23 protein-coding genes are annotated in these 22560 nt (G+C 62.3%); 11 read left to right on the forward strand and 12 right to left on the reverse strand.

Going from position 1 to position 22560, the window contains the following annotated elements:
- The first annotated feature begins 221 nt into the window (after positions 1-221).
- The 11 genes from rplO (at position 222) to K3174_RS09090 (ending at position 9399) form a co-directional block, all read left to right on the forward strand.
- Positions 222-746 carry a 50S ribosomal protein L15 gene (rplO, locus tag K3174_RS09040; RefSeq protein ID WP_221557918.1) on the forward strand — a complete coding sequence of 175 codons (525 nt, stop codon included), beginning with the start codon at positions 222-224 and terminating at the stop codon, positions 744-746.
- A gap of 105 nt (positions 747-851) precedes the next feature.
- Positions 852-2216 carry a preprotein translocase subunit SecY gene (secY, locus tag K3174_RS09045; protein ID WP_221557919.1) on the forward strand — a complete coding sequence of 455 codons (1365 nt, stop codon included), beginning with the start codon at positions 852-854 and terminating at the stop codon, positions 2214-2216.
- 31 nt (positions 2217-2247) lie between these two features.
- Complete coding sequence (locus tag K3174_RS09050; protein WP_221557920.1) at positions 2248-2895, forward strand: adenylate kinase; 648 nt, start codon at positions 2248-2250, stop codon at positions 2893-2895.
- Between the two features lie 68 nt (positions 2896-2963).
- Positions 2964-3563: an SRPBCC family protein gene (locus K3174_RS09055; RefSeq protein ID WP_221557921.1), complete on the forward strand. Its 600-nt coding sequence runs from the start codon at positions 2964-2966 to the stop codon at positions 3561-3563.
- A gap of 293 nt (positions 3564-3856) precedes the next feature.
- On the forward strand, positions 3857-4225 hold the full coding sequence (gene rpsM / locus K3174_RS09060) for a 30S ribosomal protein S13 (protein ID WP_221557922.1): 369 nt from the start codon (positions 3857-3859) through the stop codon (positions 4223-4225).
- Positions 4226-4281: 56 nt separating this feature from the next.
- On the forward strand, positions 4282-4671 hold the full coding sequence (rpsK, locus tag K3174_RS09065) for a 30S ribosomal protein S11 (RefSeq protein WP_006831904.1): 390 nt from the start codon (positions 4282-4284) through the stop codon (positions 4669-4671).
- Positions 4672-4778: 107 nt separating this feature from the next.
- Positions 4779-5834 (forward strand): DNA-directed RNA polymerase subunit alpha, encoded by a 1056-nt coding sequence (locus K3174_RS09070; RefSeq protein ID WP_221557923.1) that lies wholly within the window; start codon positions 4779-4781, stop codon positions 5832-5834.
- Positions 5835-5928: 94 nt separating this feature from the next.
- Positions 5929-6348 carry a 50S ribosomal protein L17 gene (gene rplQ, locus K3174_RS09075; protein ID WP_221557924.1) on the forward strand — a complete coding sequence of 140 codons (420 nt, stop codon included), beginning with the start codon at positions 5929-5931 and terminating at the stop codon, positions 6346-6348.
- Positions 6349-6441: 93 nt separating this feature from the next.
- Positions 6442-7806: a serine hydrolase domain-containing protein gene (locus K3174_RS09080; protein ID WP_221557925.1), complete on the forward strand. Its 1365-nt coding sequence runs from the start codon at positions 6442-6444 to the stop codon at positions 7804-7806.
- 143 nt (positions 7807-7949) lie between these two features.
- Positions 7950-8528, forward strand: coding sequence for a hypothetical protein (locus K3174_RS09085; protein WP_247712022.1), 579 nt, complete (start codon positions 7950-7952; stop codon positions 8526-8528).
- A 112-nt stretch (positions 8529-8640) separates the two neighbouring features.
- Positions 8641-9399, forward strand: a complete 759-nt coding sequence (locus K3174_RS09090; protein WP_221557927.1) for a hypothetical protein — start codon at positions 8641-8643, stop codon at positions 9397-9399.
- On the opposite strand, the gene K3174_RS09095 is transcribed toward K3174_RS09090, so the two are convergent.
- From K3174_RS09095 to mdh, 12 genes are all read right to left on the reverse strand, one after another.
- Positions 9396-10016, reverse strand: a complete 621-nt coding sequence (locus K3174_RS09095; protein WP_221557928.1) for a trimeric intracellular cation channel family protein — start codon at positions 10014-10016, stop codon at positions 9396-9398. The two genes, K3174_RS09090 and K3174_RS09095, sit on opposite strands and share 4 nt — an antisense overlap.
- The gene (locus tag K3174_RS09100) at positions 10013-10714 is read right to left on the reverse strand and encodes a PepSY domain-containing protein (protein WP_221557929.1); all 702 of its coding nucleotides are present in this window, start codon (positions 10712-10714) and stop codon (positions 10013-10015) included. Before K3174_RS09100 ends, K3174_RS09095 begins: the two co-directional genes overlap by 4 nt.
- Before the next feature lie 14 nt (positions 10715-10728).
- Complete coding sequence (locus K3174_RS09105) at positions 10729-12063, reverse strand: amidase family protein (RefSeq protein ID WP_221557930.1); 1335 nt, start codon at positions 12061-12063, stop codon at positions 10729-10731.
- A gap of 162 nt (positions 12064-12225) precedes the next feature.
- On the reverse strand, positions 12226-13050 hold the full coding sequence (locus K3174_RS09110; protein WP_221557931.1) for a hypothetical protein: 825 nt from the start codon (positions 13048-13050) through the stop codon (positions 12226-12228).
- On the reverse strand, positions 13051-14034 hold the full coding sequence (locus K3174_RS09115; protein WP_221557932.1) for an NAD-dependent epimerase/dehydratase family protein: 984 nt from the start codon (positions 14032-14034) through the stop codon (positions 13051-13053).
- Positions 14035-14053: 19 nt separating this feature from the next.
- On the reverse strand, positions 14054-15463 hold the full coding sequence (lpdA, locus tag K3174_RS09120) for a dihydrolipoyl dehydrogenase (protein ID WP_221557933.1): 1410 nt from the start codon (positions 15461-15463) through the stop codon (positions 14054-14056).
- A gap of 269 nt (positions 15464-15732) precedes the next feature.
- Entirely contained in the window at positions 15733-16023 is a 291-nt protein-coding gene (locus K3174_RS09125; protein ID WP_221557934.1) for a GIY-YIG nuclease family protein, read from the reverse strand.
- 11 nt (positions 16024-16034) lie between these two features.
- Positions 16035-17270, reverse strand: coding sequence for a 2-oxoglutarate dehydrogenase complex dihydrolipoyllysine-residue succinyltransferase (gene odhB / locus K3174_RS09130; protein WP_221557935.1), 1236 nt, complete (start codon positions 17268-17270; stop codon positions 16035-16037).
- 17 nt (positions 17271-17287) lie between these two features.
- A complete protein-coding gene (locus K3174_RS09135; RefSeq protein WP_221557936.1) occupies positions 17288-20119 on the reverse strand; it encodes a 2-oxoglutarate dehydrogenase E1 component in 2832 nt (943 codons plus the stop codon).
- A 99-nt stretch (positions 20120-20218) separates the two neighbouring features.
- Complete coding sequence (gene sucD, locus K3174_RS09140) at positions 20219-21109, reverse strand: succinate--CoA ligase subunit alpha (protein WP_221557937.1); 891 nt, start codon at positions 21107-21109, stop codon at positions 20219-20221.
- The gene (locus K3174_RS09145; protein ID WP_221557938.1) at positions 21110-21598 is read right to left on the reverse strand and encodes a hypothetical protein; all 489 of its coding nucleotides are present in this window, start codon (positions 21596-21598) and stop codon (positions 21110-21112) included.
- Positions 21591-22553 (reverse strand): malate dehydrogenase, encoded by a 963-nt coding sequence (gene mdh / locus K3174_RS09150; RefSeq protein ID WP_221557939.1) that lies wholly within the window; start codon positions 22551-22553, stop codon positions 21591-21593. The genes K3174_RS09145 and mdh overlap by 8 nt, the downstream gene beginning before the upstream one ends.
- Positions 22554-22560: the final 7 nt, after the last annotated feature.

Consider the following 22560-nt stretch of genomic DNA (forward strand, 5'->3'; position numbering starts at 1 on the left):
TGCGGCGAGGCGGGCAATCTTTACGGCGAGCCCATCTCTCCGGGAAAGTCATGCGGAATAGAGCCACGGCGTTTCGGACGCTCGGCCTTCAAATCGAAACGATGTCGATGAATTTTGCGCTTCAGCGAAGACGCCGCAGAAAGACCGTGACAATGGTGGGCTGCACGTGTAACGGGCGCGGCTTCCCTGACAGCGCGAACAAAAGCGAAAGCGAGTGCACTATGAAACTGAATGATATCCGCGACAATTCCGGCGCACGCAAGGGCCGCATCCGTGTCGGCCGTGGCATCGGCTCGGGCAAGGGCAAGACCGGCGGGCGCGGCCAGAAGGGCCAGAAGAGCCGTTCGGGCGTGGCCATCAAGGGCTTCGAAGGCGGCCAGATGCCGCTGCACATGCGTCTGCCGAAGCGCGGCTTCAACAATCCGTTCGGCAAGGATTATGCCGAAGTGAACATCGGCATGGTGCAGAAGTTCATCGATGCCAAGAAGCTCGACGCCAAGGGCGTGCTCGACCACGAAGCGCTGCAGGCTGCTGGCCTTGCACGCGGTGGCAAGGATGGCGTCCGCCTGCTCGGCAAGGGTGAACTCAAGACCAAGGTCAGCTTCAAGGTTGCCGGTGCCTCGAAGGGCGCCATCGAGGCAGTCGAGAAGGCCGGCGGCAAGGTCGAAGTGATCGCTGCCGACAAGCCCGAGCACGAGAAGAAGGCTGCTCGCGCCGAAGCCAACAAGGCGAAGAAGGCAAAGTAAGCGGGAAAATTCAGGGGGCGGGGTTCGACATTCCGTCCCCTGCTCCCTATCTAGCCTTCCTGTGCCGGGAGGGACCGGCGCCAATTCAGGATTGAACAGATTCCCATGGCATCACGCGCCGACAATATCGCGAGCAATCTGAGCCTCGCAAACTTCTCCAAGGCTACCGAGCTGAAGAACCGCATCTGGTTCACCATCGGGGCCCTGATCGTGTTCCGCTTCCTCAGCTTCGTGCCGCTGCCCGGCGTGAATCCGCTGATCCTGAGCGATCTCTACGACCAGACGCGGGGCGGGATCCTCGACCTGTTCAACACATTCTCGGGCGGCAGCCTTGAGCGCATGAGTCTCATCGCGCTCGGCGTCATGCCCTACATCACCGCTTCCATCGTCGTGCAGCTGGCCGCGGCGCTGCATCCGACGCTCGCTGCGCTCAAGAAAGAGGGTACGGTCGGGCGGCAGAAGCTCAATCAGTACACGCGTTACGGCACCGTTTTCCTCTGTGCCATCCAGGGCTGGTTCCTGGCTTCGGGCCTGGAAAGCTTCGGCGCGCAGAGCGGCATGCAGGCAGTCGTGGATCCGGGCGTCATGTTCCGCATCGGCGCCGTCATCAGCCTGGTCGGCGGAACGATGTTCCTGCTGTGGCTGGGTGAACAGATCACCAGTCGGGGCATCGGCAACGGTGTATCGCTGATCATCATGGCCGGCATCGTCGCCCAGTTCCCGACCTTCGTATCGAACCTCGGCTCGGGGTATTCCGAAGGCTCGATCGCGACGGGTATCATCGTCGGTCTGATCGCCATGGTCGTCATCCTCATCCTCGTGATCTGTTTCATGGAACGAGCCCAGCGCCGCCTGCTGATCCAGTATCCCAAGCGTGCCACCCAGCGCGGTATGATGCAGGCGGATCGTTCGCACCTGCCGCTCAAGCTCAACACTGCCGGCGTCATCCCGCCCATCTTCGCCAGCTCGCTCTTGCTGCTGCCGCTGACCATCACTCAGTTTGCGGGCAATTCGGTCGATACCGATACCGCTGCGGGCGGTGTGTTGCAGTCGGTACTGCAGTATCTCCAGCACGGCCAGCCACTCTACATGGCGTTGTATGGCCTCGGCATCATCTTCTTCTGCTTCTTCTATACAGCCATCGTCTTCAATCCCGAAGAAACCGCCGATAATCTGAAGAAGAATGGCGGGTTCATCCCCGGCATCCGTCCGGGCAAGCGGACCGAAGAATATCTCGATTACGTCCTGACCCGCATTACCGTGATCGGCGCGATCTACCTGACCATCGTCTGCGTATTGCCCGAATACATGATTGCGCAGACCGGCGTACCGCTGTTCCTCGGCGGCACCAGCCTGTTGATCGTGGTCAATGTGACGGTGGACACCATCAGCCAGATCCAGTCGCATCTCCTGGCGCACCAGTATGGCGACCTGATCAAGAAAGCGAAGTTGAAGGGACGCCTGCGTTAAGGCACACCGGGCGCGAAGGGGACTTTACGCAATGGATATCATCCTCCTGGGGCCTCCGGGCGCTGGCAAGGGAACTCAGGCGCAGCGACTGGTCGAGCATCACGGGATGCTCCAGCTGTCGACCGGCGACATGCTGCGCGAAACGCGCAAGGCCGATACCGAACTGGGCCGCAAGGTCGCCGACATCATGGATTCGGGCGGTCTCGTTTCCGACGATATCGTGTCGGCGATGATCGACGCCAAGCTGGCCGGTATGGGCGCCGAGATCGGTGCCATCTTCGATGGTTACCCGCGCACCGCCGCGCAGGCCCAACAGCTCGACGAAATCCTCGCCAAACACGGCCGCCAGCTCGACCATGTGATCGAACTCGAAGTGAACGAGGATGCGCTCGTCGAACGCATTACCGGACGTTACACCTGCGCCAATTGCGGCGCAGGATATCACGACGTCTTCAAGCAGCCGGCAGTCGACGGTGTATGCGACAAATGCGGCTCGACCGAGTTCAAGCGTCGTCCCGACGACAATGAGGAAACGGTGCGCACCCGTATGCAGGAATATCGTGGCAAGACCGCGCCGATCCTGCCGGGCTACGAGGCAAGGGGGATTGTGAGCCGGGTCGACGGCATGGCCTCGATCGAAGATGTGGCACACGCCATCGATGCCATCCTGTCTCGCTGAACGTCGGGTCGCTTTCAAAGTCCCGCGACTTCGCCTAGGGTTTCGACCCATACACGGGGGAAGGTCATATGCGTCTTGCCGCTATCGTTGTCGCTGCAGCTTCAGTGGCGGGTACAGCTCCGCTTTCGGCTGAAATAGCGCAATCGAGCACGAACGGTTTCGTGACGCAGGATTCGGCGGAAGTGGCAGCCAGTCCGATGGAAACATGGCTGGCGCTGATCAAGCCGGGCGACTGGTGGAATGATGAGCACACCTGGTCTGCCGATGCCGGAAACATGACGCTCACCCCGCAGGCAGGGGGGTGCTTCTGCGAGCAGGTTCCCGGCGAGGACCGCGATGACGGGTTTTCGCTGGACGGGAGCGTCGAGCATATGACCGTCGTTCAGGCCTATCCGCTCAAGAGTCTGCGTATGCGCGGGGGATTGGGCCCGCTTCAGGGTGAACCTGCAGAAGGCGTGCTTACGATTACGCTGGAGGAAATCGAAGGGGGTACCCGGGTTCGCTGGACATATGTGGTGGGCGGGTACATGCGATACGAGGTCGACACGATCGCGAAGGCAGTGGACGGCGTTATGACCCAGCAATTGCATGGGTTGCGCGACTATCTCGGCCCGCTTCAAGGCTCGAGTCCGTCTGATCCCGGCGATGCTGCCGACGCGACGTCGTAGCCCGGTTCTGCAAGCCTTTTGACCTTGTCGTCGCAAGGCGCTATGAAGGTTGAACTATCCGACGGGCCGCCCATATCGGCGACCTCGTCGATTTGCGCGCGCTTGGCGGTTGACGCCACAGGCGAATCCGCCTAAGCGCCCGGTTCATTCGACATTGCGGTGGGTCCGGCAGGCGGCAGCCAATGTGCGCCATCCGGGCTTTTTGCGTTAGCGTTCACCCGGATGTGTTTGATGAACGAAAGCGATGAGATGGGGCAGCGGCATTCGCCACCCCGTGGAGCATGGAGAAGTAAGTGGCTCGTATTGCCGGGGTCAATATCCCCACCAACAAGCGCGTTATCATCGCGCTGACCTATATTCACGGTATCGGTCGTACCACGGCCGTCGAGATTGCCGACAAGCTCGGAATCGATCACGCCCGTCGCGTTCAGGACCTGACCGACGAGGAAGTTCTGCGTATTCGTGAAACGATCGATGCGGATTTCACCGTGGAAGGCGACCTCCGTCGTGAAACGGCGATGAACATCAAGCGGCTCATGGACCTCAAGTCCTTCCGCGGCCTGCGTCACCGTGCCGGCCTGCCCGTTCGTGGCCAGCGCACTCATACCAACGCCCGCACCCGCAAGGGCAAGGCCAAGCCGATCGCCGGCAAGAAGAAGTAAGCTTCGGTTGATCCGAAAGCTTTTCCCTTCTTGATAGATTGTAAGGAAGACAAACCATGGCACGCGAACCCGGCCGCGTAAGGCGCCGCGACAAAAAGAACATTTCGAGCGGCGTTGCGCACATCAATGCCAGCTTCAACAACACAATGATCACCATCACCGACGCGCAGGGCAATGCGATCAGCTGGTCCAGCGCCGGAATGATGGGCTTCAAGGGCAGCCGCAAGTCGACTCCCTACGCTGCGCAGGTCGCTGCCGACGACGCTGGCCGCAAGGCCGCCGAACACGGCGTGCGCACCCTCGAAGTTGAAGTGAAGGGCCCGGGCTCGGGTCGCGAGAGCGCACTGCGCGGTCTTGCGGCGGTGGGCTTCACCATCACCTCGATCCGCGACGTGACGCCGATCCCGCATAACGGGGTCCGTCCTTCCAAACGTCGCCGCGTCTGATCCGTACCTGCCTGGTGGCTCGCTAGCGGGCCACCGACACACCCTCACGGACCGGACGCTCTAGTCAAGAGCGCCGGTCCTGCCCGCATCCGAACCAGGGGATTTTCATGTCCGTCAACATCAAGAACTGGCAGGAACTCAAGAAACCCAATATCCTTGATATCAAGGATTCCGGCGACAAGGCCCGCAAGGCGACCTTCGTGGCCGAACCGCTCGAACGTGGCTTCGGCCTGACGCTCGGCAATGCGCTGCGCCGCGTGCTGCTCAGCTCGCTTCAGGGCGCCGCGATCACCTCGATCAAGATCGAGAACGTACTCCACGAATTCAGCTCGCTCGCCGGCGTGCGCGAAGACGTGACGGACATCGTGCTCAACGTGAAGCAGATCGCGTTGAAGATGGAAGGCGAAGGCATGAAGCGCCTGCAGCTTTCGGCAACCGGTCCGGGCGAAGTCAAGGCCGGCGATATTGCCGTGTCGGGCGACATCGAGGTGATGAACAAGGATCTCGTGATCTGTCATCTCGACGAAGGCGCCACGCTCAACATGGAGCTGACCGCCGACACCGGTAAGGGCTATCGCCCTGCCGTCATGAACCGTCCGGCCGATGCGCCGATCGGTCTGATCCCGGTCGACAGCCTCTATTCGCCGGTTCGTCAGGTGAGTTACAAGGTCGAGAACGCCCGCGTCGGTCAGGAACTGGACTACGACAAGCTCTCGCTGACGGTCGAAACCGACGGCACCGTCACCCCGGAAGATGCCGTGGCCTATGCCGCACGCATCCTCCAGGACCAGCTGACGCTGTTCGTCCACTTCGAAGACGGCATTCCGCAGCCGACCTCGGCCATGATCGGCCAGGCCGCTGAACCGCAGGAAAGCGACACCAACCAGCTCAACCGCTACCTCCTCAAGAAGGTCGACGAGCTGGAACTGTCGGTCCGTTCGGCGAACTGCCTCAAGAACGACAACATCATCTATATCGGCGACCTGGTCCAGAAGACCGAGGCCGAGATGCTCCGCACGCCGAACTTCGGCCGCAAGTCGCTCAACGAGATCAAGGAAGTGCTCTCTTCGATGGGTCTGCGCCTCGGCATGGACATCCCCGGCTGGCCGCCGGAGAACATTGAGGAAATGGCCAAGAAGCTCGAACAGGAACTTCTCGGCTGAATGGGTTCCGGCGGCGCACCCCCCAGTTACGGGAAAGCGCCGCCAGCACTGGGCTACCTAGAACGGGCCCTTTTCGAACGAAGGACAAGTTGAAATGCGTCACAAGATTTCCGGCCGCAAGCTGCAGCGCAAGACCGGCCACCGCAACGCGATGTTCCGCAACATGGCTGCCGCGCTGATCAAGCACGAACAGATCATGACCACGCTGCCCAAGGCGAAGGAAATGCGTCCCTATATCGAGAAGCTGATCACGCTGGCCAAGCGTGGCGGCCTCTCGAACCGTCGTCTCGCCATGGGCCGCCTGCAGGACGAAACCCAGCTCAAGAAGCTGTTCGACGTTCTGGCCGAGCGCTATTCGGATCGTGAAGGCGGCTATACCCGCATCATCAAGGCCGGCTATCGCGGTAGCGATGCTGCCCAGATGGCGGTGATCGAACTCGTCGATCGCGACGAAGACGCCAAGGGGCAGGATTCGGGCCCGGTCATGAACGACGAGGAATTCGAAGACGCGTAAAACGCTCGTCGAGCAAGAAACAAGCAGGGCCGGCCAGGAAACTGTCCGGCCCTTTTGTTTTGCGTGAGCGATCTGTCGTGCCACAAGGCGCGCATGATCAGAACCGTCCTCGCTGCTGCCGCGCTGTTGGTCGCATTCCCGCTCGCCGCTCAATCGAGCACGCAGGAAGAACTGGACGCCCGCCACAACCGCGCGCTCGCGGCGGGCTACAAGGCGCTGTTCCTGTGCGGGGCGCTCGCGCCGGACGTCACGGGTATGCGCAGGACTGAGGCATCGGTCCTCGAATATGAACTGACGGGCATTTATCCGGCGATGGATTCGCTGATTGCATCACTGCCACATCGGCTGGAGCGCGGTAGTGACGGGTTTGTCGATTACGTCGCCGTGGAATGGACCGACGGTATGCCAACGCGAGTTGCGGCATATCGGCAGGACCGAGGATGCCATCTTCTACCTATCGGCGCCGATGCGCCGAGCGAGGAGTTCGAAAGGTCGATACCGATCGACCGCGTCGGAGACCCGACCGTCTATCCCTTGCGCGAAAAAATCGATCGTCGCGTCAATGCCGTCGCGCAATCGGCGCTGACCGACAAATATGGCGAAGGGACGCGCACCACGGCAGTGCTAATCCGCCGTGCCGATGTTACCAGAGGAGAAGCGTTTGCGCCGGGCTTCGATGCCGATTTGCCGCAGCGCACTTGGTCGGTGGCCAAAAGCATGGCGGCGACGCTGGTCGGCGCGGCGGTCTATAGAGGCGAGGCGAATGTTCAGTCGTCGGCCGGTCTGGGGGCCGGTCAAGACGACCCGCGCCGCGAGATTACGATCGATCATCTGCTACGCATGGCTTCAGGCAGATACTCGGATACTCCCGGCAATCGAACCGATCCGCTATATCTGGGGGGCAGCACCGTAGCGGAAACGGCGTTGCACTGGCCGCTCTTGCACCGGCCCGGGAAGATCTTTCGCTACGCCAACAACGATACGCTGGCAGCGGTCACCGCCATCGACGACACTTTTCAAGAACACTCGCCGAATAGATTTTTCCACACGCTGGGCATGCATTCGACCGTTGCCGAAACCGACTGGCAGGGTGGCTACATCTTGTCGAGCCAGGTGTGGTCCACAGCAGCAGACCTGGCTCGATTGGGACAGCTCTATCTCGAGGATGGCGTGTGGCGGGGGCGGCGCATTCTGCCCGAGGACTGGGTCGAGTACGTGTCCTCGCCTTCAGGCCCGCAACCCGACGGCCCCTTCGGCTATGGTGCGGGCTTCTGGCTGCTCAACAAATCCGCGGGCGTGCCAAGCGATACGTTCGCTGCCATGGGTAATCGCGGACAGTATATCGTCATCGTACCGAGCATGAATGTCGTCATCGTCCGGAGAGGTGAGGATCCAACCGGCTCGCGCTTCGATATTGCTGCGTTCGCACGCGATGCGCTTGATTCTCTTGAAAAATAGACGTTCATAAAAATAATTACTTATCTGAACGATGGCTGTCGCTGGAGTTCAGCGTCACCTCAAGACGAATCCTCCAATACCTCTCATACAGCCAAGGCAGTCCCGCCGCGGCCCGAATGAGGAGGACCCTCGAGATGAATTACATGACCAAAACGTTCGCGAAGGGTGGGATCGCAACGGCTGCCGTCGGCGCCATGGCGCTAGCTGGAGCCACGCCCGCACAGGCTCGGGGCGATAATGACGGTATTTCTGTCGGTGAGATTATCGCTGGCGCGGTGGTTATCGGCGGTATCGCCGCTATCGCCAGCGCCGCCAGCAAGGATCGCGACTATTATCGCGGCGATCGCTACTACCGGGATGGGCGCTATTACTACAACGGGGACGACTATCGCCGTAACGCCTATGCTCATCGCGGCAATCCGCGTGCGGCTGTGGAGCGCTGCGTCAATGCCGCCAGGAGCGATGCCCGCCGTTACGGCTATCGCTATGCCCAGGTAACCGACATTCGCGATGTCGACGACACGCGGTATGGTTGGAGGGTTAAGGGCCGGATGGTCGTCGATGGCAATTACCACGGCGGACGTTACGACCGTTACGGCTATCGCGACCGGAACAACCGCTACCATCGCTGGAACGACCGCGATAGCGGCAGTTTCACCTGCTATGTCAACCGTGGCCGCGTCGCGGACCTCGATTTCAGCGGTATCCGCGGACTTCGTTAAGCTCCACTAACGACCACCAAAGGCGGTTCAGGCTTCATTTAGTCTGGACCGCCTAATCCTATGCAATCTTCAATCGCGCGCGGTGGTGGGGCGCGTACAAGGGGTATCGGCTATGCCGTCCATCAAGTCTATTGCCGCCACGCCCGCGCTGCTCGCTGCATTTTCGATGACCGCCATGCCGGTAGAAGCCGCCGAAATGCCCGATCTTGCGTCCCGCGTGGAAATTCAAGTCGCTGCCCCGGCATGGGCGCCCGGTAACGATACGGCAGACAAATATCGCCGCTATCGCTACCGTCGCCATCGCGGTGTGGATGCGGGCGATGTGCTTGCCGGCGTCCTCATCCTCGGCGGTATTGCGGCGGTGGCCAGCGCCGCCAAGAATTCGCGTGAACGCGACCGGTATCGCGATGCGCGCTATCCTGACCCCCGGCGCGGCGACTATCGGTATGACGATGGACGGGGCATCGATCGTGCCGTTACGATCTGCGTGGGCGAGGTGGAACGGAATGCGCGGGTCGAAACGGTCGATGCGGCCAATCGCAATGCCCGTGGCTGGAATGTGGCTGGTACGCTGTACGACGGGGCGGGTTTCAGTTGTTCGATCGGGGAAGATGGCCGGATCGATGCGATCGATTATGGTCGGGAAGACATCGGTTTCGACCGCGTACCGGACGATGGCGGTTTCGAATACGGAGCGGTCGAGGATAGCGAGGATCGTCAATACGGCGAAGATTACTATGCTGCCGCCCGGGCACGCACGGACAATGCCGAACCGTCATATCCGGGTGGTCCATTGCCGGATGACGATGAGCAGCCCTATGCCGATTCCGACATTGAGTACGGCACTGGATACAGGGGTATCGAAAACTAGCCGCGGCCGTAAGCTGGCAGCGAGAGATTCCATTTGATCGCGGCGAGCCGCAGGCCATAACCTGCGGCCGTCGCACCGACCCAGACCCATTCCCGTATCAGTCCGGCGAGGTCGCCGAGCACGGTCAGCCCCGCCGAAAGGGCTGCAGCGGTCACATAAAGTTCCGGTCGCATCAGGATCGACGGACGACCGGCAATCACGTCGCGAATGATCCCTCCCGCACAGCCGGTAATCACGCCCATCAGGATCGCCGGAGTTGGTGGCAGGCCGTACTCCAGAGCCTTCGCCGATCCAAGGACGGCATAGGCCGCGAGGCCAAGCCCGTCCGCAACGGACAGAAAGCGTCCGTCCCACCAGCGCGTGGGCGTGAACCAGGCGAACAGTGCCATTGCGAGGCAAATGGCGGCAACCCACGCATCGTGTATCCAGAAAACCGGAGCGCCGATCAGCAGGTCGCGAACGGTGCCGCCGCCGACACCCGTGATAAGCGCGAAAAAGGCGAGCGTCACGAAGGTCTGGCGCTCCTTCGCCGCGACCAGTGCGCCGGTCAGAGCGAAAATCGCCACACCGGCGAGGTCCAGCCAGTCGAGCAGCGGAGTGAGAACTTCCGGGTTCATTGTGCGCCCATGCGTGATTTGCGGCGGCGGAACAGAAGCACGCAGCCGAGCAGAGATCCGATCGCCGACAATACGGCAAAGAGTATCAGGACGGGGTGGTGCGTATCCTCGCGCGTCTGCAGGTCCATGATGTGCAGACCCCACATGAAGTCGAAGGTTCGCCACCACTCCGTGCGTACGGCCTCGATCTCGCCGGTCTCTGTGCCGATATAGATATTGGTGCCATTCTCAAGAGCGACCTGCCAAACGGGGATGGGCCGGCGGAAGTCGAAGGGCACGCTTTCCGCTTCGAAACGGGCCGTATGGGCGACCTTGTCGCCGCCCTCGATACCTTCGGCGACAATGAGCCGCGCCTCGACTTCCGACAGCGGGCCCATGCTGCTGCCATCCGGGCGAAAGCGCGCGATAGTGCCATCCATGTAGGCGATGCGGGTGACGGTCTCGCCGCGCTCTACTTGAGTGGTGACGGAGCGCACCGGCTTGGTGCTCTCTGCGGGCAGCGAAACGGCTATCTCCGTATCGGCGGGCAGGGCGCGTTGGGGAACGTCTTTGCGCAGATGGTTTCCGCGCACCACCTCGATCGGCTTCGCCACCATCACAAGACCGGTAACGGTCCACATCAGCACCGGAAAGCCGACCAGCCATCCCAACCAGATATGCCACTTGGCAAAGCGCCCCATGGCGCGTCGCTGTCCCATATCGTCGACGCTCCCTAGCCGTGCAGGATCTTGCCGATTGCCTCTGCTGCGGCGATGCAATCGAAGTCCGCCCATCTGCGCGAGACGACCTGCATTCCGCAAGGCAGCCCGCCCGTTTCTCCCACAGGAAGGACCGTTGCCGGAAGGTTGGGGTAGGTCGCCAGACCGGCCCAGCAGAGCGCGGTACCAGCGGGCTGTTCGGCGCCGTTGATCGCTATCGTACCATCGAACACGCGGCCATCGCGGTGCGGCACGGCGAGCACGGGTGCGGGCGGAGCAAGTACGAAGTCGTAGGTTTCGAACAGATGATGCCACGCATTCTCGTTGCGGGTCTGCGCGTCCAGCATGTCGAACCAGTCGGTCGCGCTGGCCCGTTTGCCGTCGGGTCCGGGCATCCCACGGGCCATGGCGACATTGAGCATGCGCATATACTCGGCCTGTTGCGCTTGGAGTTCCGGGACAAGCGCGCTTGCGCGGTCGATACGCATCCCGGCTCGTTCCAGTTCGGCCGCCGCGGCTTCGATGGGACCGCGTACCGCGTCGTCGGTCGGGCAGGAGGGATGATCGATCATCAGGAGGAAGCGGCAATCGGCGAGAGGTTTGCCGCGCGACCGCAATGGGAGTGCCTGCGTCAATTCAACCAGCAGGCGAAGATCCGCCGCGTTGCGTGCCAGCGGCCCGGCGATCGACAGTACCCCGTCATGCCCATCCTTGCCCGCCATCGAAGGATGGTCGTGGCCATGCTTCGAAATCAGGCCCCAACTGGTCTTGTGACCCCAGATACCGCAGAAATGCGCCGGTACGCGAACCGACCCGCCGATATCGGTCCCGTATTCGCAGGGCACCATGCCGCTGGCGACGGCGGCAGCGGAACCGCCCGAAGACCCGCCCGGCGAACGGTCGTGATCGTGCGGGTTGTTGGTCCGGCCATAGACCGGATTGGTGGATTGCCAATCGGTCAGGTCGGGCGGGACATTGGTCTTGCCCAGGAAGATCGCCCCTGCTGCCTTCAACTGGTGGACCACCCGGGCGTCGCGTTTGGCCGTACTCTCGGCGTACTCCTCGTGACCCCAACAAGTTGGCAGGCCTTCGATATCGAAGCTTTCCTTGATGGTCATGGGAACGCCGAACAGCGGCTGGTTCTTCGGCAGCCGTTCGCCGGTCATGGTCTTGGCCCGGTCCCGCGCGCGGTCGAAATCGGTCACGACCACGGCATTGATATGAGCGTCGACGTGCTCGATCCGCGCAATCGCCGCCTCGACGGCTTCGAGCGGGGACATTTCGCCGTGGCGGATGGCATGGGCCAGTTCGATTGCGCCAGGCTTCTTCGTCAATGTCGGGTAGGCCATGAACTCTCCTATGGTCCCGGCAATGTCGGATAAGCCGTTCGCGCGGTCAATCGCGCACTTGCAACAGACACATGGCGGCCGCATCGTGTGCTGCGCCTGTCAGGCCTTGCCGTAAGTTGCGATATGCAAAGCCGGCGATCGTCGAACTCAGTAGCGACCGCGCTACTCGAGGCTGGAAGAGCGCGGCGGGAACGCCGAACCACGTGATGGCAGCGCCAGGGCTAGTCCGTAACCCAGGATTGGCGCCGCACCATAGCCGATCAGAATGCTGGGATAGTTCGAGACCAGCGCCGCCAGCGAGAAGCCGAACAGGCTGCCCGCAAGGGCGTGTCGCACGGGTTTTGCGGCTGGAATCGCATGCGCCAGCATGAGGAAGCTGGCGAGCAGGCTCATGGCGAGGCCGAAAGCCGCCAGCGGCTGGGTCATGGCCAGCTGTACCAGCACGCGTTCGACGAAGGGCTGGGCAGGTAATTCGCCGCGCAATCCCGCCGCCATGCTGGCGAACAGGGCGACCCCGGCGACAGGCACCAGCCGCCAGTCTCGTTCAGCATTGTAGAGCCCGACCGCCGTCATCATCACGGCAAGGCCCAGCGCCGCATCGGGTTGTAGCGAGGCTGCAAGCAGCGCTGCGAGAAGTATCGGCGGGGCGTAGTCTTCATCATTCGCCGCCAGGACCGCCAGCATCGGAAACGCCACGGCACCCGAGTGGAGGATGAACCCGCCGAGCGTAAACCATCGAGCGATACCGTTCAGCCAAGGGCCGGTGGCGAGGGGAACGAAGAGGATCGCGATGAGTGCGATCGTCAGAATGCGGAGCACTTTCTGGCCGGCAACTTCCGGAAAAGCCAGGATCGCCACCATCGCCGCGACGAATGCCAATCCGTTTATGACGAGAAAGGCCGAGGGAGCGCCCGCTATCGCAAGATAGGCCATCCCCGCGAGAACCGGCACCGCCAAGGCTGCCAGGCTCCCGAGCCGCGCCTTCACCTACATCGCCTCCAGAACAGCGTCTTCCGCTGCATAGTCGAACAGGTCCCACGGATAGACCGTAAGCTGGGGAAAGGCTCCCCGCCAGTCGGCAGGATTGCGTTCGACCAACCACTGGACTGCTTCTCCGGCATCGGGCCGATAGTTGGCGGCGGGACGGTGGCATGCCGCACTGGCTTTGGCGCTGTCGATCAGGAAAGGGCGCGGCACCGACCATGGGGTGCGTCCGATCGTCGACTGCTCGCAGGCCGGAACCTCGACCAGTTCAGCCTTGCGTTCCAGGAACTCGAAGATGGAGTGGGCAATCTGCCTGACCGAGGGGCCATATTCATCGGCTATGTTGAAGGTGCCGCCGATTTCCTGCCGTGCAATGGCCAAAGCGAACCCGGCAATGTCGCGTGCGCTGGTTGTCTGGAAGCGGGAAACGTCCGGATGCAGCACGGGGATGTGCTGTCGCCCGTCGAGCAGCCGCTTCACGAACCAGTACTCGCGCGGGTGGCGCGACCACGCGCCATAGATCGCGCAGGGGCGCAGGATCGTCGCTCGCGCGCCGAACAGCTCTTGGACGGCGTTTTCCATGCGGATCTTGCGGGTGGAATAGGTATCGGGGCCGGGTGCGACGGTCGCCTGATCCTCGGCGATCAGTTCGGCGAAATCGGGAAAGCCTCCCTGTGCGGCCTCGTCCAGCGTCCTGCCCTCGGCGTCGCAGTAGACGCTTGCCGAACTTACCGCGATGAGCCGGCCGACGCGATCCGGGTCGTAGCCCGTCACATCGCCTTCGTCGAAGGCGATAGTGTCGATCACGCAGTCCGCACCGGGGACGTCGGTTTCGCCGCGAACATAGTGCTCGTAGGGACACGGCATCTCGGCGAGCCATTGCGGCTGCGATCGCGCGTGGAGCGTTATTTGCCACTCATCGCCGAACGCACGAACGAGCTCGTAGGCGATCTGGCCCGCACCGACGATTGCTACGCTGCGGGCCATGATCGTCGTCTCCGTGGGGTCAGATGTGGATCGGCTTGCCCTGGACTGCCATCGCGGCTTCCTTGATGGCTTCCGAATGCGTCGGATGGGCGTGGCAGGTATAGGCGATATCCTCGCTAGTCGCGCCGAATTCCATCGCCTGCGCTGCCTGTGCGATCATCGTGCCGGCGACGCTGGCGATGCACCACACACCCAGAACCTGGTCCGTTTCGGCATCGGCGACGACCTTCACGAAGCCGTCGGGTTCGTGATTGGTCTTGGCGCGGCTATTGGCCATCATCGGGAACTTGCCGGTCTTGACCCTGGCCTTGTCGCCCAGCTTCTCGATCGCGTCCTCGGTGGTGAGGCCGACGCCAGCGATTTCGGGCCAGGTATAGACGACGCCGGGGATGACATCGTGGTTCACGATGCCGGTTTGCCCGGCGATGTTCTCGGCACAGGCGATGCCTTCGTCCTCCGCCTTGTGCGCCAACATGGGGCCGGGGATCACGTCGCCGATGGCCCATACGCCGTCGACCTTGGTGCGGAAGTCATGGTCGGTTTCGATCTGGCCCCGCTTGTTGAGTTCGAGGCCGATGTTTTCGAGGCCCAGGCCGTCGGTGTTCGGACGGCGACCGATCGAAACGAGCACACAATCGGCATCGAGCGTTTCGCTGTCACCGCCTGCGGCAGGTTCGAGCGTCAACGTGGCCTTCTTGCCCTTGACCGTGCAGCCGGTGACCTTGGTCGACAGGCGCAGTTCCATGCCCTGCTTCTTGAAGATCTTGGCCGCTTCCTTGCGGATTTCGCCATCCATGCCGGGCAGCAACTGATCGAGGAATTCGACCACGATCACTTCGGCCCCGAGCCGCCGCCAGACCGAACCGAGTTCGAGCCCGATCACGCCGCCGCCGATGACGACCATTTTCTTGGGCACGGACTTCAGTTCGAGCGCGCCGGTGGAATCGACCACCACCTGCTTGTCGTTATCGACCTCGATCCCGGGCAGCGGTGTAACCGACGAGCCGGTTGCGATGATGATGTTCTTGGCCGTGACCGTCTCGTCGCCGACCTTCACGGTATGCGCATCCTGGAAAGTGGCGTGGCCCTGTTTCCAGTCGATCTTGTTCTTCTTGAACAGGAAGGCAACGCCCTTGGTCAGGCCATCGACCGCGTCGAGGCGCTGGGCGTGCATCTTGTCGAGGTTCAGCTTGGGCTTAACCTCGATGCCCATCTCTTCCATCGCGCCATTGGCGGCTGCGTCGTAGAACTCGCTCGCATGGAGCATCGCCTTCGACGGAATGCAGCCTACGTTGAGGCATGTCCCGCCCAGCGTCGCGTGGCTTTCGGCACAGGCGGTCTTGAGCCCGAGCTGCGCAGCGCGGATTGCGGCGACATAGCCGCCCGGGCCAGCGCCGATAACGAGGACGTCGTAGTCGTATTCAGCCATGTTTCGTCTCTGTTGTCTTTCGTTTCATCGCAGACATGGACCGCGTGTTACACAGTCCAAGGGAAAAAAAGATGCCCGCTCCGCAGGCGCGGATCCGGGCGGTCGTGGGGAGGGAGGGCGCGGTGGTCATGCCGGGCCTATGGCACATCCGGGGCCGTGTAGGACAGCGCTTCGCACTCGGACTCCATTCCAACACCCGTGAGTTCCTGCGAAAGCAGGAACCCACTCAGCGCAACGACGGCCGCATCGGCTCCCGCTTTCGCAGGAGTTCACCGGTTGATGTCGTGCCACAGATCGCGCCATCCGGGATTGTCCTTTTCGATCAGTTCGATCTTCCAGGCTCGCTTCCATTTCTTCATTTGCCATTCGCGCTCGCGCGCATCGTGCAGGTTTTCGAAATGCTCGCACCACACCAGGTGCTTGCAGCCGTACTTCTTCGTGAACCCTTCGACCGCCCCGACCCGGTGCTGCCAAATACGGGTGGGCAGATCGCTCGTAACACCGAGATACAGCGTGCCGTTCCGCTTGCTGGCAACGATGTAGAGCCATCCGTCCTTCACGCATTACGGGTTCACAAATCGATCAGCATCCGGGTCGGATCCTCGATCGCATCCTTGATGATCTTCAGCGCCGTCACCGCCTCGCGACCGTCGATCAGGCGGTGGTCGTAGGACAGGGCGATATACATCATCGGGCGGATGACGATCTCGCCATTCACCACGACCGGGCGGTCTTCGATACGGTGCAGACCGAGAACCGCGCTCTGCGGCGGGTTGATGATCGGGGTGCTCATCAGCGAGCCGAACACACCGCCGTTCGAGATGGTGAAGGTGCCGCCCTTCATGTCGTCCATCGTCAGCGTGCCGTCCTTGGCGCGCTTGCCGAAATCGGCGATATCCTTTTCGATCCGCGCAAAGCCCTTGTCCTGCGCATCGCGAATGACCGGCACGACGAGGCCGTTGGGCGCCGACACCGCGATCGAGATATCGACATAATCGTGATAGACGATCTCATCGCCTTCGATATAGGCGTTGACCGCGGGCACGTCCTTCAACGCCAGGCACGCTGCCTTGGCGAAGAAGCCCATGAAGCCGAGCTTGATGTCGTGCTTCTTGGCGAACAGATCCTTGTATTTCTCGCGCGCTTCGATGACCGCCGACATGTCGCAATCGTTGAAGGTCGTCAGCAGCGCGGCATTGTCCTGCGCATCCTTGAGCCGCTTGGCGATGGTCTGGCGCATCCGCGTCATCTTGACGCGTTCCTCGCGGCGTTCGCCGCCGGTGGACGCGGGTGCGGAAGAGGCTGCGGGAGCAGATGCTCCGCCACCGGACTTTTTCGCTTCGGCAGCGGCGATCACGTCTTCCTTCGTCAGGCGGCCATCCTTGCCCGTGCCCTTGATGGTCGACGGATCGACCCCGTGTTCCAGCACGGCGCGGCGCACGGCCGGCGACAGCGTCTGCGCGGCATCGCCGCCGGTGGCTGCCTTGGCCTGGGCGGGTACGGCCTTCTCCGCATTCGTATCGGGAGCTTCGGCCTTGGGAGCATCGCCGGAGGATTTTGCCGGAGCTGCGCCTTCCTCGATCACCGCGATCACCGCATTGACTTCGACCGTGTCGCCAACGCCGACCTTGAATTCCTTGATCGTGCCCGCGACGGGCGAGGGAGCCTCGACCGCGACCTTGTCGGTTTCGAGGCTGACGATGGGCTCGTCCACCGCGACCGCATCGCCAACATTCTTCAGCAATTCGCCGACAGTCGCTTCGGTGACCGATTCACCCAGCGTGGGAACTTTGACTTCGGTGGCCATATTCTCGCTTTCCGGAATTACTTGCAGTCGCTGCGGACATTGGGCGCGTGACCGTTCAGGCCGAGCGCGATATTGACGAGGGCTTCCTGCTGCACCTGGTGGCGGCTGGCGTAACCCGTGGCGGGCGAAGCCGCGACTTCGCGGCCGGCATAGCAAGGGCGCATGCCCTTCTTGCCAGCAGCTTCCGCCGCCTCTTCGATCAAGCGGTCGACGAAGAACCAGGCGCCGTTGTTCTTCGGTTCTTCCTGGCACCAGACGATCTGTTCGAGGTTTTTCATGCGCTCGATCCGCACAGCCAACGGCTCCCCGGGGAAGGGATAGAGCTGTTCGATACGGACGATCGACACATCGTCCAGCTCCGCTTCATCCCGCCGCTGCATCAGATCGTAGGCGACCTTGCCGCTGCACAGCACAAGGCGCTTCACCTTGTCGTCGGGAATGTCTTTCATGTCGGATTTGATCCGCATGAAGTGATTGTCGCCCTGGAATTCCGCTGCATCCGACTTGGCCAGCGGATGCCGCAACAGGCTCTTCGGCGTCATGATGATCAGGGGCTTGCGGAAATTGCGCAGCATCTGCCGGCGCAGCACATGGAAATAGTTCGCCGGCGAGGTGATGTTGCAGACCTGGATATTGTCGTTCGCGCATAGCTGCAGGAAGCGTTCCAGGCGGGCAGAGCTATGCTCCGGACCCTGGCCTTCGTAGCCATGCGGGAGCAGCAGAACCAGACCGTTGGCGCGCAGCCACTTGGCTTCACCGGCGGCGATGAACTGGTCGATCATGATCTGCGCACCGTTGGCGAAATCGCCGAACTGCGCTTCCCACATCACCAGACTTTTCGGGTCGGCCATCGCGAAACCGTATTCGAAGCCAAGCACGCCGTATTCGGACAGCGGACTGTCATAGACTTCGAAACTGCCATGCGGCAGCGTCGTCAGCGGAATATATTTGTGCTCGTCCTTCTGGTCGACCCACACTGCGTGACGCTGGCTGAACGTGCCGCGGCCCGAATCCTGGCCCGACAGGCGCACACCGAAACCTTCGGTCACCAGACTGCCGAAGGCGAGAGCCTCCGCCGTGGCCCAGTCGAACCCGGTGCCGCTGGAGAACATCTCGTCCTTGGCGGTCAGCACGCGGCCCAATGTCTTGTGGATTGTGAGATCGTCGGGAACGGTAGTCAGCGTCCGACCGAGGCTGTCGAACAGCTTCTTCTCGATCGCAGTCTCCACATTGCGGCGCGCCGTTTCGGGATCGGCCGGCTTGTTCATGCCCGCCCAACGACCGCCGAACCAGTCGGCCTGATCGGGCTTGTAATCCTTGGCGGCGGCGAACTCCCGCTCGAGATGGTCGGTGAACTCTGCGCAGAGCCCGTCGGCGTAGCCTTTTTCGATCACGCCTTCGGCCTCGAGGCGCTTGGCGTAGATCGTGCTCACCTTGGGATGCTGGCGAATTTCGTCATACATCAGCGGCTGGGTGAACTTGGGCTCGTCGCCCTCATTGTGGCCGAAGCGGCGATAGCACCACATGTCGATCACGATGTCGCGGCCGAAGACCTGGCGGTATTCGATCGCCAGCTTGCAGGCGAAGGTCACCGCTTCCGGATCGTCGCCATTGACGTGGAGGATCGGCGCCTGGACACCCTTCGCGACGTCCGAAGGGTAGGGTGACGATCTGGCAAATTGCGGGCTGGTCGTAAAACCGATCTGGTTATTGATAACGAAATGCAGGCACCCGCCGGTATTGTAGCCGCGCACGCCGGAGAAGCCGAGGCACTCCCACACGATGCCCTGGCCGGCAAAGGCGGCATCGCCGTGCAGGAGGACTGGCAGGACCTGTTCGTGCTGCTTCAGATCGTCGCGGATCGCCTGCTGCGCGCGGCTTTTGCCGAGCACGACCGGATTCACCGCCTCGAGATGGCTCGGATTGGGGACGAGCGACATGTGGACGTTGATCCCGTCGAATTCGCGGTCGGTACTGGTGCCGAGGTGATATTTCACATCGCCCGAACCGCCGACATCGTCGGGATTGGCGCTGCCGCCCGAGAATTCGTGGAAGATGACCTTGTACGGTTTGCCCATCACATTCGCGAGGACATTGAGGCGGCCCCGGTGGGCCATGCCGTAGATGATCTCGCGCACGCCGAGCTGGCCGCCATATTTGATCACCGCCTCGAGCGCCGGGATCATGGATTCGCCGCCGTCGAGGCCGAAGCGCTTGGTACCGACATATTTCTTGCCGAGGAACGCCTCGTACTGCTCGCCGCGGATCACCGAGGCGAGAATGGCGCGCTTGCCCTCGTCGGTGAACTGGATCGTATCCTCGGGCGTCTCGAACTTGTCCTGGAGGAAGCGCCGTTCCTCCGTGTCCGAGATGTGCATGTATTCGAGGCCGACATTGCCGCAATAGGTTTCGCGCAGCACGCGGTAGAGTTCGCCCACGGTGACCCATTCGAAGCCGAACACGCCGCCGACATAGACTTCGCGCTCTTCCTGACCGTCGAAACCGTGCCGTTCGAGCAGGAGATCTTCGGGAACGTCGCGATGCGACAGGCCAAGCGGATCGAGATTTGCCGCAAGATGGCCGCGCACGCGGTACAGGCGCACGAGCAGCATGGCGCGGATGGAATCGTCCGCTGCCTGCTCGATCGCCTTGGGATCGAGCGCCTTGCCCGTTTTTTTGGCCGCCTGTGCAACGGCCAGGCGCATCTGCGTCGGGTCGAGCGCGGCGGTCAGGTCCGCGGCGCTATCGACCACTTCGGCCAGCCAGTTGGGGTTGCCCCAGCTAGGGCCCTGCTGCGGGCCTTCCTGATCGCCCAGTTCGGGCAGGAAATCGTGGCTTTCGTTGCCCATCCGGGTCACCTTATTGCGCCGACGCAATGTCGGCTCCTAAAATGGCAATGCCTCAGCGGCGCGGACGGTCCCGTAGGGAAAGGCCGCCCGCGCTGTGCATCAGACCAATTCCTTCAGCAGCGTGTCGAGCGTGGTGCCGAGTTCGCTGGGCGAGGGCGACACGCGAATGCCCGCCTTTTCCATCGCTGCGATCTTCTCTTCCGCGCCGCCCTGGCCGCCCGAAACGATGGCGCCCGCATGGCCCATGCGGCGGCCCGGAGGCGCGGTGCGACCGGCGATGAAGCCGACCATCGGCTTGCTCACGCCCTTCTTCGCCATATGGGCGATGAATTCGGCGGCTTCTTCTTCCGCGCTGCCGCCGATTTCGCCGATCATGATGATCGACTTGGTCTCGTCGTCCTTCAGGAAGAGTTCGAGCACGTCGATGAAGTTCGTGCCGTTGACCGGATCGCCGCCGATACCGACCGCGGTGGTCTGCCCGAGGCCGACCATGGTGGTCTGGTGCACGGCTTCATAGGTCAGCGTGCCCGAGCGCGAAACCACGCCGACGCTGCCCTTCTTGAAGATGCTGCCGGGCATGATGCCGATCTTGCATTCGCCGGGGGTCAGGACGCCAGGACAGTTCGGGCCGATCAGGCGCGACTTCGAACCCTGCAGCGCGCGCTTCACGCGCACCATGTCCAGCACGGGAATGCCTTCGGTAATCGCGACGATCAGTTCGACCTCGGCATCGATGGCTTCGAGGATCGAATCCGCAGCGAAGGGCGGCGGGACATAGATGCACGAAGCGGTCGCGCCGGTCGCGGCCTTGGCTTCGGCAACGGTGTTGTAGACCGGCAGGTCGATATGCGTCGTGCCGCCCTTTCCGGGGGTGACGCCCGCAACCATCTGCGTGCCGTAGGCAAGCGCCTGCTGCGTGTGGAAGGTACCGGTGTCGCCGGTCATCCCCTGGGTGATGACCTTGGTGTTCTTGTCGACGAGGATGGACATTTAGCTGCTCTTTCTTGGAGTAAGGACTGCGACGCGCAACGCTGGCGCCTCGCGCGATCCGGTCGGGGCCATTTGTACCGCCTGACCATCGGCGAAGAATGTGATCGAACCTTCATCATCGGGCTTGGGCAGTCTGTCGCCGAACGCTGCCTTGAACTCCTCGAACACCTTGAAGCTCTTGATACGGGCATTGACCATGCACACCCCCGCGCCCTCGGTCTCGTTAAGGATGATGAGCGGCGCGCGCTCGGTGTGGCCGTAAATGATCGGGCCGCCTTCGACCTTTTCGCCGTCGCCATCGGACATGCTAGCACGCGCCCAGCCGTTGCTTTCGAGCGAGGCGATGGAGATCGCCCCACTTTCTGTGGCGGCGAAGCAATCGTTATAGCTCTCGAAAATCTCCGGCAAAGCGGCCTCACGCATCTGCGCGGATGCGGGCGCGGCGGGCAGCGTCAGAGCAGCAACTGTGAGAAGGGCGCGCTTAAGCAAGGCTGCTATCCAGCCCCTTGCAGGCCTCCAGCAGTTCCTCGACTGCGTCGGTCGAGACCTTGAGGTTGCTCTTTTCCTCGTCTGACAGCTCGATCTCGATCACTTCCTCGGTGCCGCCCGCGCCGATCACGGTCGGTACGCCGACATAAAGGCCATCGAGGCCGTATTTGCCTTCGACATAGCTCGCGCAGGGCAGGATGCGCTTCTGGTCGCCGAGATAGGCTTCGGCCATGCTGATCGCGCTGGTGGCCGGGGCGTAATAGGCCGAGCCGTTGCCGAGCAGTTGGACGATTTCGCCGCCACCGCCGCGGGTGCGCTTCACGATTGCGTCGATGCGGTCGGGCGAGACACCCTTGATCTTGGCGTAATCGTTGACCGGTATGCCGTTGATCGTGGTGTAGCTCGTGACGGGCACCATCGTATCGCCGTGGCCGCCGAGGACGAAAGCGTTCACATCGCGGGTCGACACGCCGAATTCCCAGGCGAGGAAGGTGGCGAAGCGCGCGCTGTCGAGCACGCCGGCCATGCCCACGACCTTGTTATGCGGCAGGCCGGAAAACTCGCGCAGCGCCCAGACCATCGCATCGAGCGGGTTGGTGATGCAGATCACGAACGCGTCGGGGCAGTTGTTCTTGATGCCTTCGCCGACCGCTTTCATCACTTTCAGATTGATGCCGAGCAGGTCGTCGCGGCTCATGCCCGGCTTGCGCGGCACGCCGGCCGTCACGATCACCACGTCCGCCCCAGCGATGTCGGCATAGTCGTTGGTGCCGGTGATCCGGGCGTCGAACCCTTCGATCGGGCCGCATTGCGACAGGTCCAGCGCCTTGCCCTGCGGCATGCCTTCGGCGATGTCGAACAGGACGATATCGCCCATTTCCTTTTTCGCCGCGAGGTGGGCGAGGGTGCCGCCGATCATGCCGGCGCCGATAAGGGCGATCTTTTTGCGTGCCATGGAGGGT

Origin of the sequence: Qipengyuania qiaonensis (assembly GCF_019711515.1) — a bacterium.
Classification (GTDB): domain Bacteria; phylum Pseudomonadota; class Alphaproteobacteria; order Sphingomonadales; family Sphingomonadaceae; genus Qipengyuania; species Qipengyuania qiaonensis.

Excerpts from the sequence above, each read along its gene's own strand:
- K3174_RS09070 (WP_221557923.1), top strand. The coding sequence starts at position 4,779 with ATGTCCGTCAACATCAAGAACTGGCAGGAACTCAAGAAACCCAATATC.
- mdh (WP_221557939.1), bottom strand. The coding sequence starts at position 22,553 with ATGGCACGCAAAAAGATCGCCCTTATCGGCGCCGGCATGATCGGCGGC.
- K3174_RS09080 (WP_221557925.1), top strand. The coding sequence starts at position 6,442 with ATGATCAGAACCGTCCTCGCTGCTGCCGCGCTGTTGGTCGCATTCCCG.
- lpdA (WP_221557933.1), bottom strand. The coding sequence starts at position 15,463 with ATGGCTGAATACGACTACGACGTCCTCGTTATCGGCGCTGGCCCGGGC.
- secY (WP_221557919.1), top strand. The coding sequence starts at position 852 with ATGGCATCACGCGCCGACAATATCGCGAGCAATCTGAGCCTCGCAAAC.
- K3174_RS09095 (WP_221557928.1), bottom strand. The coding sequence starts at position 10,016 with ATGAACCCGGAAGTTCTCACTCCGCTGCTCGACTGGCTGGACCTCGCC.
- K3174_RS09085 (WP_247712022.1), top strand. The coding sequence starts at position 7,950 with ATGACCAAAACGTTCGCGAAGGGTGGGATCGCAACGGCTGCCGTCGGC.
- K3174_RS09115 (WP_221557932.1), bottom strand. The coding sequence starts at position 14,034 with ATGGCCCGCAGCGTAGCAATCGTCGGTGCGGGCCAGATCGCCTACGAG.
- K3174_RS09135 (WP_221557936.1), bottom strand. The coding sequence starts at position 20,119 with ATGGGCAACGAAAGCCACGATTTCCTGCCCGAACTGGGCGATCAGGAA.
- K3174_RS09105 (WP_221557930.1), bottom strand. The coding sequence starts at position 12,063 with ATGGCCTACCCGACATTGACGAAGAAGCCTGGCGCAATCGAACTGGCC.
- rpsK (WP_006831904.1), top strand. The coding sequence starts at position 4,282 with ATGGCACGCGAACCCGGCCGCGTAAGGCGCCGCGACAAAAAGAACATT.
- K3174_RS09050 (WP_221557920.1), top strand. The coding sequence starts at position 2,248 with ATGGATATCATCCTCCTGGGGCCTCCGGGCGCTGGCAAGGGAACTCAG.
- odhB (WP_221557935.1), bottom strand. The coding sequence starts at position 17,270 with ATGGCCACCGAAGTCAAAGTTCCCACGCTGGGTGAATCGGTCACCGAA.
- K3174_RS09090 (WP_221557927.1), top strand. The coding sequence starts at position 8,641 with ATGCCGTCCATCAAGTCTATTGCCGCCACGCCCGCGCTGCTCGCTGCA.
- K3174_RS09055 (WP_221557921.1), top strand. The coding sequence starts at position 2,964 with ATGCGTCTTGCCGCTATCGTTGTCGCTGCAGCTTCAGTGGCGGGTACA.
- K3174_RS09100 (WP_221557929.1), bottom strand. The coding sequence starts at position 10,714 with ATGGGACAGCGACGCGCCATGGGGCGCTTTGCCAAGTGGCATATCTGG.
- rplQ (WP_221557924.1), top strand. The coding sequence starts at position 5,929 with ATGCGTCACAAGATTTCCGGCCGCAAGCTGCAGCGCAAGACCGGCCAC.
- sucD (WP_221557937.1), bottom strand. The coding sequence starts at position 21,109 with ATGTCCATCCTCGTCGACAAGAACACCAAGGTCATCACCCAGGGGATG.
- rplO (WP_221557918.1), top strand. The coding sequence starts at position 222 with ATGAAACTGAATGATATCCGCGACAATTCCGGCGCACGCAAGGGCCGC.